A 12,879-nucleotide genomic window follows, 5' to 3' on the forward strand; every position below is an offset into this window, starting at 1 on the left:
GAGACGCTCAGCGGACCTTGCGAGACTGGAGCGCCTTGACCGTCAGGTAGAGCATGAACACGCTGACCGAGAGGTGCAGCGCCAAAAACCTCAGGTCGAGCTGGCCCGAGCCGAAGCTCTGCACCTGGCTCAGGACCGAGATGAAGCGTAGCCCCTCGATCCAGTCGAGCTGCTGGCCCGCCGCGTAGAAGTAGACGAGCCGGGTCAGCAGGATGAGCAGGAATAGGACGGCGAACGTCCAGATGGCGGCGATGATCTGATTACGAGTCAAGGCGCTGAAAAAGAGCCCGATCGAGATGAACATCATCCCCAGAGTGGTCAGGCCGATGCCGAGCGCAGTGACCGGGCCCGGGTCGAAGTGGAACTTCGCCTGGTAGTAGAGGAAAGGCAGATAGATCGCGAAGGGCAGGAGCAGCATCAGGTACATGACGACGCCCGCGAGCCACTTCGCGACGACGATCTCGGACTCGGTCACGGGGACCGTCAGGAGCGACTCGATCGTGCCCGAGCGCCACTCCTCGGCGAGGAGCCGCATCGTCAGCGCGGGGATCGCGACCATCATCGCGATCCAGAACGGGGCGCTCCCCGAGATGTAGCTGTTGAGCGGGTCTCGCAGGCTCGAGAGACTCTGCTGCCCTTGGCTCAGGCTGTCGATCAAATCCCAGAAGTTGAGCCAGGCGATGACCTGGAAGGCGAGCAAAATCAGGAACGCCATCGGGCCGAGGAAGTAAGCGGCCAGTTCGCGCCGGAGCAATGTCGGGACGTGTCGCATTCTCAGACGGCCTCGCGTTCGGTGTCGGCGACGAGGGAAGCACGGTTGACCGCCTGGATGAATCGATCTTCCAGGGTGACGCGTCTCAGGTCGAGCTGACGGAGCGGCCAGTTGTTTTGGTGAACTCGTCTCGCGAGCTCCACGCGGAGGTCGGCCCCGTCTCGGGTCTGGACCTGGAACGTGGTGAACTCACCGTCCTTCGACCCGGCCTGGACCCGGACGACCCCCGGGACTCCCTCGAGGCCTCGCCGGACCGCATCCGCGGGACCGGACGATTCGACGACGATCGAGCTCTCGGCCTGGAGCCGGTCGAGTTGGTCGTCGAGGGCGATCTGGCCTCGGGCGATGACGATGACTCGTCCGCAGACGGCCTCGACCTCGGACATGATGTGGGTCGACAGCAGGATCGTATGCCGGTCCCCGAGCTCTCGAATCAGCGCTCGGACCTCGCGGATCTGGATCGGGTCGAGGCCCGCCGTCGGCTCGTCGAGGATCAGGATGTCCGGGTCGTGCACCATCGCCTCGGCGAGCCCGACTCGCTGGCGATAGCCTTTCGAGAGCTGGCCGAGGATCCGCGACTCGACGTCGTTGAGTCGGCAACGGGAGATGACTTCGTCGATCGCCGAGCGTCGCTTCGACCGCGGGACATCCTTGAGCCGGGCCCGATAGGTCAGGTACTCCCGGACCCTCATCTCGGTATAGAGAGGAACGTTCTCAGGGAGGTAGCCGACCCGGCGCCTGACCTCGAGCGGCTCGTCGAGGACGTCGTGCCCCGCGAGCCTCGCCCGACCGCTCGTCGGCGGCAGGAAAGTGGTCAGGATCCGCATCGTCGTGGTCTTGCCGGCGCCATTGGGTCCGAGCAGCCCGACGATCTCGCCCCGGCCGACGGAGAACGTCAAGCGTTCGACCGCCTTCACCGAGCCATATCGCTTCGACAGCCGATCCACCTGGATCATTGGGGGTCCACGAATCGGAGAAGGCCCAGGCCCGCCTTTGCGTTTCCGCCAGGCTCCGGCCGTCGGGGCGTTTCAGAAACCGACACCCAACCTCGGGGTGTTCCGGACAACAGCTCAATCCCACGTTTTTAGGTCTAACTACGGTCGGTTCGCCGTCTCGTGACGGTCCGAACGTCCCACCGTCAACGCGTCGTATTCGCCTTTCCGGTGGTCGTCGAACGCAATTTGGCCAGCTCTCGACGGAGCCGACGGATCTGGTCCTGGGCGATCAAACTGATCTTCGAGCGGAGGATCGGGGCGCCGTCGAACCAGGCGCGGGGTTCGGCGAAGACGAAATGGGATTCGACCAGGAGCGTCCCCGGATCTTCGACCAGTCGGCTGATCTTCACATAGCTCGCACCCCCGGCGTAAGGATACACCTGGCCTGGCGTCTCCGTCGCCCCCTTCCGCGTGATCGCCCACCATCGATTCGGGAATTCGCGATCCCCGGCAAACTGCGGGTCGGTTAACGACGCGATGACCCAAGAGTCGGTCGCCCGCGTCGCCACGACCTGATTCGTCGCCTCGACGTGGAGCCGGTCCAGCAGCCGACCGGTCGTGTGGACATACCACTGGTCGAGCCCCTTGGTCGACCCGGAGAGCCCACGCCCCGACAGTTCCTTCTCGGCGAAGATCTTCGTGGCGAATCGCATGTTCCCCACCTCGACGGGGGGCTGGTCCGGAGATTTGGCCGTCATTTCGCCCGGACGGAGGGCCTCCAGGTCGGCGCGAACCGCGAACCAGAGATCCGCCCCTCGAATCAGGACTTCTTTCCGCGGTGACTCTTCTCGAATCTTGAGGACGAACGGCGCGGAGACCGAATCCCTGAGGAACTCCATGGCCGCCCGCTCCGACCCGGCGATCTCCCGGACAAGCTTCCGTTGTTCCTCCGCGGATTGCCCGTCTCGGAGCCTGGGAGGAGCCAGGGTGATGCTCTGCCCCTCGATCACCAGGCCTTGCTCGAGCAGGGCCCGGTACGCGGGGTTCGCGGCATGAGCGCCCTCGACGTCGGCCTTGACCGTGGGCCCGGCGCAAATCGTGACGACAAGAATAGCAATACGGATCATATCGGTTTTTGGGGTCGTGAGGATGTCGCGGCCAAGTTTCCCGGCGTTCGTGCCGATCTCAAGGATGATGCGGACACGAATCGCACGCGACCGGTGTCGCCAAGGGTGGCGTCGGTCGCCGGGAAACCTCGCCAATGTTCACGGAAAAGACGCCTGGCATGACGCGAGAGCACACCCGCCTGCTTTTTGTCTTGGCGATGATGCTCTCCGGTTGTCACACGATCCCGATTGCCGGCAAAATCCAGGCCGACGCGAACGTCAATGCGGGCATCCAGGGGACGCTCGACGTCAAGATGCCGACCGCACCCGACCCCGGGCCGATGGTTCCGGTCGTCGTCCGAGGAGGGATTGCCGGCCCTGACTCTCCTCGGATCGCGCTCGTGGACGTCGACGGGGTCCTCGTGAACCAGAACCGGACCGGCCTCTACTCGGTCGGCGAGAATCCGGTCTCGGCCTTCCGCGAGAAGCTCGAGGCGGCGGCGGCCGACCCTCGAGTTCGTGCGCTCGTAGTGCGTATCCATACCCCCGGCGGTGGCGTGGCGGCCTCCGACATCATGGCCGAGGAGTTGAGGCGTTTCCGACTCGGCACGGGCAAGCCGACCGTCGCCTGCCTCATGGATGTGGCGACCGGGGGCGGCTATTACCTGGCCGTCGGTTGTGACCGGATCATTGCCTTGCCGACGACCATTACAGGCGGCGTCGGAGCGCTCATCAACCACGCGAACCTCGAAGACGCCATGTCGCAGCTTAACGTCCGCATCGAGCCGATCAAGTCCGGCGAGCTGCTCGACATGGGGACTGTCACCGCCCCCATGTCCGACTCGACCCGGGCCCTCTTCCAGGAGATGGCGGACGGATTCCGCGGTCGATTCACGGACCGGATCACGCGATGTCGGCCGATGATGACGCCCGCCGATCATAAGGCGATCGCCGACGGACGGATCGTTTCGGCCCCCCGGGCCTTGGCCCTGCACATGATCGACCAGCTCGGCTACGTCGAGGACGCGCTGGCCGAGGCCGATCGCGCCGTGGGTACGTCGAGTTCGGAGGTGGTCTTGTTTCAACGCGCGGGCCATCCGACTCGCTCGATCTATGCCATCGTCCCGAACGTCCCGCTCCAGACGGACCTGATCCCCATCAGCTATCCTGGCCTGGAGCGCAGTAAGCTTCCCACGTTCCTCTACCTCTGGCAACCCGACCCGACGATCACGCGAGCCGGCGGCCAGTAGAGTCGGACCATCTCAGCGGACTCGAGTCCCCGCGCCCTTCGGCGTCGAAACCCAGACCAGAACCACGGAAGAGGACTGAGGGCGACGAGTCCCACCTTTCGCGGGGTCGGCGGGGCCTGCACCCTTCGTCGACGAGGCTCGATCGGCGACGATCGCGGGAGGATCGGAGTCCTTCAGGTTGCGATTCGACGGGTGGGACCCGCTTCGCAACTGCTGCGGGGTCGGTTCTTCCTGCGTCGAGCTAGAACCCTCGGCCTCGTGGACTTCCACGACCGTGATCCCATCGAACTCGGGAGCATACGCGACCTTCTCCGCACGCTGAGCCTTCGAGGCAGACTTCGTCACGACGTGCGTGGTCGACTCGCGAGGCACGGGCACGAGGTCCGCAGCCGACTGTCCGTCGAAGTAGGCGATCTGCCCGACGTCGGAAAGTCGTGCGACCACATCCGAGCTCGCCCCGGCCTCCTTGAGTGACTTCGGGAACGCCCCCTGGAGCTTATCTCGGAACCGCTCGACCTCGCGATCGTTCATCACGAGGGCGTAAACCGTCGCCTCGTCGGGACGACTGGGATCGATGACGATCCCCTGGCCGACCGTGATTCGTCCATACGACGAGTCGAGCCGCGGCATCTCTTTGACGAGCGAGTTGACCTGATCGCTCGCATGGCCGCCGATCACGTCGGTGACGAAGAAGACCACGCGAGAGCCGGAGTTCGCGAGCATCTCTCGCATCCGCTTCCGATCCCCTTGCGCGTCCTGACGGACCGGCGCGGGGGCAGGGGCAAGGGAAGCCGGGGCAGAGCTAGCCGAAGCGACGAGGACCGGCTTGACCTCGGCGGGGCTCGTGGCCCGTGCGACCGTCGTCCGCGCAACAGGCCTGGGAGGCCAGGGGACAACCCGACCGTCGGGCTTACGCACCGGCGCGGTCGTCTTCGCGACCTGGACCGGCGTCCTCACGTTCGGTGGGACGATCTTGAGCACGGTCCACAGGCCCGCCGACAACGACAGGACGATCGTCGCGGCCACGGCATACTCTGCGACGGCCCGCCAACCAGCGAACCGGCGAGAGCTGGGCATGGTCGGGCCATACGTCAGCTGCCGGTCGATCGCCTGGAGGACGGAGGACGTCAGGTCGACGCCCGAGGTCGGTCGCGAGAGCTGGCCGACCCATTGCTGGACGCTCGACAACTGCCGAACTCGTTCATCGAGGAACGGGTCGGAGAGGATGGCCAACTCGACCCGTTGCCGATCCTCAGGGTCGAGCTCGCCGTCGATATAGGCCGATAGGATCGATTCGTCGTCGAAATTCATGGTCTCTCAGCGGGTCAGGGCCAACGGCGTCAGGGCCTCTTGCCCGGTCGGTTATATTTTGCGATCAAACAGTGAGCTCAGTGGTTCGAGGCGTGCCGCTCCGGAACACCCTCCTCGACAACGCCTCGCAACCGCTCGCGAAGCTCGCAGCGGGCCCGATGCAGACGGCTTCGCACCGTGCCCACGGGGATCCCTAGTACGGCCCCAATTTCTTCGTAACGCAGCCCGTCGTACTCCTTCATCACCACGACCGCCCGATGATCTGGGGCCAGGGCGTTCAACGCGTCCTGGATCGAGCGGTCGCGTTCGGCCCGCTCGAGGCGAGCGCCGGGATCGCTCTCCTCCGAGTCGTACGGCTCGATCACACTCCCGTCGCGGTCGTTCCGCAACGACAGGGTGGGCCTTCGCCGACGTCGACCGCTCAAGGCCAGGTTGACCGCGATCCGGTAGATCCACGTGTAGAACGAGCTCTCGCCCTGGAAGTGGTCCAACTTTTCGAAGGCACGGAGAAACGCGTCTTGCAAGAGGTCGAGGGCATCCTCCGCGCAGCCGGTCAGGCGGAAGACGGTCGGGTAAAGGCGATCCTGATATCGTTGGATCAGGAGCCCAAACGCTTCCGTGTTCCCCGCTCGACATGCATCAATGAGGCATTTGTCGTCGTGACACCCGATCATCAGTAACCTTAGACGCACCGGGGTTGGAAATCGTTCCGACAAAAAAGTAACGGCCGGGGATCGCGGGGCGTCGGCAATCGCTCCCCGGCAGACGAGGATGCCCGAGTCCATCCGGACTGATCCCTTCTACGTTCATCCTATACGATCCGGCCGATCGGGGCGAATTTCCTCACCGTTTCGCGAGACCCCCTCGCGGGCGAAGTCCAAAGCGACCTTCGACCCCTCGAGCCTGATTCGAGGCCCTGCCCCCGGACCTTCCTCACGTGGTAACTCACAGTCGATCATGGGATTCCGTCCGGAGCTCGGGCCCCTCCGGTGATACGGCTTCCCATGGCCATCGACCCCTCGGCGCGTTATGGTGGGCTACGCCCGAACGGAGGCGTGCGATCGCCGACACCCGCCTTGTACGGAGGCCCTTCCCGTGACCGCATTCCTCCTGGTACTGGCCATTGCGTTCTCGACCCCGAACGTCTCGACCCCCGGATCCTCCCCGGCCGAACCGGCAAAAGCGCGAGCGTTGATCCTGACCGGAGTCAACGACCACGACTGGGAAGCGACCACCCCCTACCTGAAGAAGACCTTGGAAGCGAGCGGATATTTTTCCGTCGACGTCTCCGAAGATCCCGACGCGCCGGTCCTGTCAGACCGTAAATCCTTGGTCGGGTATCAGGTCCTGATCCTGAACCTCAACCGAGACCCGCGCTGGACGCCCGAGCGGGAGGAAAACCTCCTCGACTACGTCCGGCAGGGCGGAGGCCTGGTCGTGCTCCATGCCGCCGACAACGCCTTCCCCGGCTGGCCCGAATATGAACGACTCGTCGGAGGTGCCTGGCGATCGAACGGAACCGCCTTCCCCGGCCGCAGCACCTTCCACCCGGCCTATGGTCCGTTCCGCGTCACGGTCGTCGACCTGAATCACCCGATCACGCAAGGTCTCGGTTCGACCTTCACCACGACCGACGAGATGTACACGAACCTCAAGCTCCAGAAGAACATCCATGTCCTCGCCGCCGGAGATTACAAGGGGAAAACCCAGCCCTTGCTCTTCCTCTCCGGTTACGGCAAGGGGAGGATGTATCATAGTGCGCTCGGGCACGACTTGAAGGCGATGCACAACCGCCAGTTCATCGATACCCTCATCCGGGGGACGCGGTGGGCCGCGGGCCGTTTGAACTGACCGAGGCCGAGGTCGAGGCCTCGCCCGGCATTCGGCTCGTCGCGATGGGAACTTCAACGGGAGAGAGCAGCGACGCATGGCGGACTTCTTCGGACTGTCGGGACAATCGGCGCTCGTCACGGGCGGGGGACAGGGGATCGGCGAAGGGATCGCGCGTCGGCTTCACCAGGCCGGGGCCAAGGTCTCGGTGTTCGACGCGAACCCCGAACGGGCCAAGCTCGTGGCGGAGAGCCTCGGAGGCATCGGCCTCGTCGGCGACGTCCGCTCCGAGGCCGACGTCAACGCCGCGATGGCCAAAATCGCCCGGGAGGTCGGTCCCCTCACCATCCTCGTCAACAACGCGGGGGTCACGGGCAAGACCGACCTGAGCTGGAACCTCGAGCTCGACGAGGTCCGTCGGGTGCTCGACATCAACGTGCTCGGCCCCTACCTCTTCTGCAAGGCGGCCGTCCCTGGGATGCTGGAGCGAGGTTACGGGCGCATCCTTAACATCGCCTCGATCGCCGGCAAGGAAGGGAATCCGACCCTCTTGCCCTACTCGGCGTCGAAGGCGGCGGTCATCGCGATGACCAAGTCGCTCGCCAAGGAACTCGCGGGCAAGGCGAATGTGACGGTCAACGCGATTGCGCCGGCGGTCATCCGAACCCCGATCCTGGATGGGATGGCACCGAGCACCGTCGAATATATGCTTTCAAAGATCCCGATGGGCCGCCCGGGCACCGTCGAGGAAGTGGCCGCGCTCGTCCACTACCTCGTCAGCCCCGAGGCGAGCTTCACCACCGGCCAGTGCTACGACATCAGCGGCGGCCGCGCCACCTATTGAATGGACCTGGCAGGCCAGAGGAAAACCTCCCTCGGATCGGATCGGATCGGACCAGGGTCATCGCATGTCCGAGCGTTACTGGCTCGTCCATCCCAACGGCGGACGTCAATTGATCGACCCCGGTCAATTCGACGTCCAACGACTCGCCCTCCAGGCCGCCCAGATCGGCGGCCGGCTAGTCATCGAGCACGCCCCCCGCCCGGAGCCCGCGCCCGCTCCTGCCCCCGAGCCGGCAACCACCCCATCCGCCTCCTTCGAAGCCATTCCGGGACCCGTGGGTCCCCCTCGCCGCTTCGAGGCGCCCGTCTCAGCCCTCGCGCCCTTGTTCCGAAGCCGCCTCGAGCGGATCATCACCTGCAAGGTCGCCTACGAGCTCGAAATCAACACGAGGCCAACGACCAGGGTCCTGGGCGGCTACTACCGCACCCGAAACCTCGTGCGCATCTACTCCCACGATCGCGAGCTCGGCCGACGCCCCCTCGAAGAACTCTTCGACACGTTCCTCCACGAGATGGCGCACCACCTCGAATACACCGAGCCCGACTCCTACAAAGCCAGCTCCTGCGGCCGAGTCCCCGGGCGAATGCACAGCCGACTCTTCTGGCGGATCCTCGGCGATCTGAAATGGCGCTGGGGTGAGTTGCAACGCCAGGGATGATGAGACGCTCGTCGGGATCGGCGTAGCAAGCGCGAGATGGTGCAAGCTCGAGAGACCGGGAAACCATTGACGCGACGAGAACGCCCATCGAAGGGAGCGGTCTGCGCTAACCGCTGTGCGGTTCGAGAGAAGAACTGGCCCATTCGATCGCCAAAGCCCATTTGTGCGAGAGGGTAGTGGTGCGCGCCGTCCTGATGTATTGGCAAATGCTATATGAGGCCGTGAACGGCTACGACAAAGCGATAGCAATTCGGCGACACCTGCGGCACGCGATCTTCAAAATGGTGGGAATCCCAGCCGACATCTTATTGCTCGGCACGCGTGAGATCGAGCAAACGCATTTCTCGATCGAATCGACGCTGTCCATCTGAATCAGGCCCTGGGGACTTGGGGTCAGTGAACGCGCCCGGCCGTGACTCGAAAACACCTGAGAATTCAAACCGACCCACTGCCGAAGGTTGACGCGATCCGCCCTTCCAACCTAGAGTGGCGCCGTGTCGCTATGCCGGGATCGACCGGATGCAGGGGTAGCACCATGACCGCACCTTACGAGATGAACCGTCGGGCCTTCATCAAGTCCACCGCTGCGGCCACCGCCACGGCGGCCGTCGTGTCGACGGCAGGGGCGCAGGACGCGCCGGCAGACGGGCTGATCCACCGCAACGAGCGGAGCGGCATGCCGTATCGCAAGCTCGGACGGACGAATTTCATGTGTAGCCGCCTGGTCTTCGGCGGCGGCGCGGCGTTGATGGGCGGGAAGGCCGTCCGGTTGCTCAACGCGGCGTTCGACGTGGGCGTGAACTTTTACGATCTCGGCTCCAACGCCTATTACAAGGGGAGCGAGCGTGCCTTCGCCCCCTTCCTCGCGGCGCACCGCGGCAAAATCTGGGTCACGTCCAAGGCGCCGTTGCGTCCGGTCGACGGTTACGAGCCGGGCAAGGCACTGACCGTCGAGCAGGGCAAGTTTCTGGCCGATTACTGGACGGGGCTGCTCGACGCGAGCCTCACCGATCTGGGTACCGACTATGTGGACGCCTACTACCTCATGGGCGTCGGCGAGCCGGAGGTCATCCGCTGCGAGCAACTGCATGAGGCCTTCCTCAAGGCGAAACAGGCCGGGAAGGTGGGCCATTGGGGCGTGAGTACCCACAAGCGGGCGCAGCAGGTGCTCGAGGCCATGATTGAAACCGGCTGGTATGACCTCGCCATGATCGCGATCACCCCCGCCGGGTGGTACGACTGGGATTCGAAGAGTCTCCTTCCCGGCACGCCGTCGATGGATAAGCTCCAGCCCACGCTGAAGCGGGCCCAGGACGCCGGCATCGGTCTCGTCGGCATGAAGGCGGCCCGTTACTTGTCGTCCCGCGGCGGCAAGGATTTGGAGAAGGCCTTCGACGGGCACTACAGCGACAAGCTGATGGAATCGGGGCTTTCGGCCTGGCAACGGTCCTATGCGTTTGTCCTCGCCCACGGCGTCGACGTGGTCAATTCGGACATGCAGAACTTCGCCCATTTCAAAGAGAACCTCGCCGCGGTTCAGCGCTCGGCAGAGCTCTTCGTCACGGCTTGATCGACTCGACACGATGGTATGCTTCGACGGCGGGGTTGCACGTACCTTTCGCCGGGTCGGTATATCCTCGAGGCGGACGAACGGTCCGTTGATGAAGCCTGAGAAGCCGGAGGTTGGCCCCGATCCGAAGGGACTGGCCAACCTCTTGGCCCATCAGGAGACGCGACGCCAGGTCATTTCGGCATCCTCAGCCCTTTGAGCAGGAAGGTCATGGCCTTGACGGCCACATCGCGGCCATTGACTGCCGTGACACCGGCGATGACGTCGCCGACCTGGCAGACGCCCTCGAAATCGCCTCCGCCCACCTCGGCGAGCATGACCGACGCCCCCTCGATCCTGGCCGGTTCGGCGAGGTTGCCGAATTCTTCGAGGTGGGCCTTGTACTTGGCCAGGACTTCCGCGGCGTCCGCGGCGGATTTGCATCGCGCGACGAAGGCCGTGAACTGAAAGTCACCGTCGCGGTATTGGGCCTTGAACGCGTTGGTCAGAAAATCGAGCCCCAGGGCATCGACCATGAGGTACTGGACCGTATCGTCGATCCGGTTCTTCGCCGGGAGCATGGCAAGACCCCACAACTCCGCAGTTTCGCCCTTCAGGCGATTCGCGAGCGTCTCAGCCAGGGCCGATGTCGCCTTCTGGACCTCATTGTCAGTTCCCGACGTCAGGATCGTCGCGTAGTACTGGCCCTTCCGGAAGAAGAGATCGGCCCCGGTGTGGTGGCCGCCGTCGCCGATGGCGATGGGCTTGCTGCCAGGCGAGCGCTCGACCGAATAGACGCCGAAGGCGCCGAGTGGAGTGGTCATGTCGTAGAGGAAGACGTCGATGAACTTGGATGGGTCGTCCGCCTTGGAGAACGTGACGAAGGTCATGCCGGTCACGTCGTAGGACTGAACCAGTTCAGACCGGCCATCGATCTTCTCGTACAAATTGGCTTCGGTGTAACGCTCAACCAGGCTCTTCTTCGAGAAGCCCTCGGGCATGAGGGCCTCGAGTGCCCGTGCGATGGTTTCCGTCTTGGCTTTCATTTCGGCCGTGATCTGGGGAGGCACGTCTTTGACGGGGCCGACGGAGTCCTGGGCGACGACGAGGACGGGGAATATCAGCGGCAGCGAGGCCAGCAATCCTCTCATGAGATCCTCCTTTTCGGGGCTTTTTTTACGGTATGGGAGAGACGCCGCGAAAGGCAAGACCTTTGGGAATAGCGTCGTCAGACAGAGCTCTGTGGGCACTTCGGCCGGGGAGTACGCGGAGTCGGGCATGCGCAAAGTCAGACCTATTTTCTAGTTTGTTTACGATGGTGCGGTGACGTTCGATGGCCTATCCAATTCGTCTTCCATCTTGAAGTTACAGGTGTCGTGGCATGTATTACATAGGAGTCTTTTCACACTGTTGAGCGTGCGAAAAAGCTGGAAGCTAGGTCGTCCCCGAGATGAACGCCCGTAGGCTCAGAAACCTTTCGATCCTCGAAACCGGCTCGAGAGCAAACCCAACACGTAGGCCAATCTCATGATCAAGCCATTTCTTTCATTTGTCCTGATGATTTTATGCTCGTCGCCCGTCCGGAGCGACGACGCAAAAATGGGGGCAGAGTCGACGGACGGAACCTGGTCACCCTCGTCCGCCGAACTCGGGGGAGCGAGGTTCCCCGACGAGGTTCGCAAATCGATCAGGCTGGTCATCGGTGACGGCAAGTCCATCGTCACGGTCGGTGATAAACCCGATCACGGGATCGTGAAGTTGGACCCGTCGAAGACGCCCAAGCAGATGGACATTACCGGCACCGAAGGGCCCAACAAGGGCAGGACGATGCTCTGCATCTATGAGAAGGACGGCGACACTCTCAAAGTCTGCTACGATCTCAGCGGCAAAGGCCGTCCCAAGGCGTTCAAGACGACGGCAGGCGATCAACTGTTCCTCGTCGAGTACGAGCGGGAGGACGAGGCAACCGCGATCGGGCGGTCCATTCTGGACGTCGATCGACTGCTGGCTTTCCAACTCCCAGTCACTCCGACCCAGGCCGATACAGCGAAACTCGCCGAGCTGCGCAAGGCCGCACTTCGCGCGGGCCATACCACCAGCCTTTACCAATGGGTTCAGGGCCGGCTGAAGCTGGAGGTTGAGACGACCAACAGCGTGATCCGCGACACAAACCCAGTGCCTGCCAAAGAGAAAGAACTGAGAAATCGGCTCGCTTTTCTCCAGAAACTGATCTACGAGATCGACGCCCCTCACTGAGTGGGCCACAGAAATAACCAACCACGCCCAAAGGCCGTGGTATTAGGGAGGCCCCCCGAGGGGACCGTCTACGTGAAGTAGCCCCCGTCGGGGGCACGAGGATCGGGCAAGCCAAGTTCTTCCCTGTCGCACGCAGCGGAGGCTATCCTGATCTTCTCACCGCATGCCGATACCTTTGTGAAACGCCGGAGTATGCACGCCGGATCGCTCGAAGCTCTTCGGGTCGCACGGCCGGAGGCCGTGGATTAACGATGGATTAAGGTCGACTTTGACATCAACATACAAGCACAATCCGCCGTGACGAGTCGGGTTCGGCACACTCTTGGGGCGCGACATGCTCAGCACCCGCATCAGTTCCCCCGAGAACT

At 63.6% G+C, this 12,879-nt stretch carries 13 protein-coding genes; 7 read left to right on the top strand and 6 right to left on the bottom strand.

The genetic code is table 11. From position 1 onward, the window contains the following. Positions 1-7 precede the first annotated feature (7 nt). The 3 genes from ACYOEI_RS21025 to ACYOEI_RS21035 form a co-directional block, all read right to left on the bottom strand. Positions 8-772, bottom strand: coding sequence for an ABC transporter permease subunit (locus ACYOEI_RS21025; protein WP_462851528.1), 765 nt, complete (start codon positions 770-772; stop codon positions 8-10). Between the two features lie 2 nt (positions 773-774). After that, positions 775-1,728 (bottom strand): ABC transporter ATP-binding protein, encoded by a 954-nt coding sequence (locus ACYOEI_RS21030; protein ID WP_462851529.1) that lies wholly within the window; start codon positions 1,726-1,728, stop codon positions 775-777. 182 nt (positions 1,729-1,910) lie between these two features. Then, positions 1,911-2,834 carry a hypothetical protein gene (locus tag ACYOEI_RS21035; protein ID WP_462851530.1) on the bottom strand — a complete coding sequence of 308 codons (924 nt, stop codon included), beginning with the start codon at positions 2,832-2,834 and terminating at the stop codon, positions 1,911-1,913. A gap of 134 nt (positions 2,835-2,968) precedes the next feature. On the opposite strand from ACYOEI_RS21035, the gene ACYOEI_RS21040 reads away from it, so the two are divergent. Beyond that, on the top strand, positions 2,969-4,063 hold the full coding sequence (locus ACYOEI_RS21040) for a S49 family peptidase (protein ID WP_462851531.1): 1,095 nt from the start codon (positions 2,969-2,971) through the stop codon (positions 4,061-4,063). A gap of 12 nt (positions 4,064-4,075) precedes the next feature. Here ACYOEI_RS21040 and ACYOEI_RS21045 read toward each other — a convergent pair whose 3' ends face one another. Together ACYOEI_RS21045 and ACYOEI_RS21050 are read right to left on the bottom strand one after the other, a co-directional pair. Next, complete coding sequence (locus tag ACYOEI_RS21045) at positions 4,076-5,374, bottom strand: anti-sigma factor family protein (RefSeq protein WP_462851532.1); 1,299 nt, start codon at positions 5,372-5,374, stop codon at positions 4,076-4,078. A 77-nt stretch (positions 5,375-5,451) separates the two neighbouring features. Then, positions 5,452-6,066: a sigma-70 family RNA polymerase sigma factor gene (locus tag ACYOEI_RS21050; RefSeq protein ID WP_462851533.1), complete on the bottom strand. Its 615-nt coding sequence runs from the start codon at positions 6,064-6,066 to the stop codon at positions 5,452-5,454. Between the two features lie 403 nt (positions 6,067-6,469). Here ACYOEI_RS21050 and ACYOEI_RS21055 point away from each other — a divergent pair, with 403 nt between their 5' ends. The 5 genes from ACYOEI_RS21055 (at position 6,470) to ACYOEI_RS21075 (ending at position 10,276) form a co-directional block, all read left to right on the top strand. Further along, positions 6,470-7,225 carry a ThuA domain-containing protein gene (locus ACYOEI_RS21055; RefSeq protein WP_462851534.1) on the top strand — a complete coding sequence of 252 codons (756 nt, stop codon included), beginning with the start codon at positions 6,470-6,472 and terminating at the stop codon, positions 7,223-7,225. Between the two features lie 76 nt (positions 7,226-7,301). Further along, positions 7,302-8,048 (top strand): SDR family NAD(P)-dependent oxidoreductase, encoded by a 747-nt coding sequence (locus tag ACYOEI_RS21060; protein WP_462851535.1) that lies wholly within the window; start codon positions 7,302-7,304, stop codon positions 8,046-8,048. 64 nt (positions 8,049-8,112) lie between these two features. Next, positions 8,113-8,706 (top strand): hypothetical protein, encoded by a 594-nt coding sequence (locus ACYOEI_RS21065; RefSeq protein ID WP_462851536.1) that lies wholly within the window; start codon positions 8,113-8,115, stop codon positions 8,704-8,706. Between the two features lie 179 nt (positions 8,707-8,885). Further along, on the top strand, positions 8,886-9,077 hold the full coding sequence (locus tag ACYOEI_RS21070) for a hypothetical protein (protein ID WP_462851537.1): 192 nt from the start codon (positions 8,886-8,888) through the stop codon (positions 9,075-9,077). Between the two features lie 164 nt (positions 9,078-9,241). Further along, positions 9,242-10,276: an aldo/keto reductase gene (locus ACYOEI_RS21075; RefSeq protein ID WP_462851538.1), complete on the top strand. Its 1,035-nt coding sequence runs from the start codon at positions 9,242-9,244 to the stop codon at positions 10,274-10,276. Positions 10,277-10,449: 173 nt separating this feature from the next. Here the strand turns inward: ACYOEI_RS21075 and ACYOEI_RS21080 are convergent, their stop codons facing one another. Further along, the gene (locus ACYOEI_RS21080; protein WP_462851539.1) at positions 10,450-11,406 is read right to left on the bottom strand and encodes a DUF6599 family protein; all 957 of its coding nucleotides are present in this window, start codon (positions 11,404-11,406) and stop codon (positions 10,450-10,452) included. Positions 11,407-11,782: 376 nt separating this feature from the next. Between ACYOEI_RS21080 and ACYOEI_RS21085 the strand changes: the two genes are divergently transcribed. Further along, a complete protein-coding gene (locus tag ACYOEI_RS21085; RefSeq protein ID WP_462851540.1) occupies positions 11,783-12,511 on the top strand; it encodes a TIGR03067 domain-containing protein in 729 nt (242 codons plus the stop codon). The last annotated feature ends 368 nt before the right edge of the window (positions 12,512-12,879 follow it).

The sequence above is a fragment of the Singulisphaera rosea genome (genome assembly GCF_054877945.1).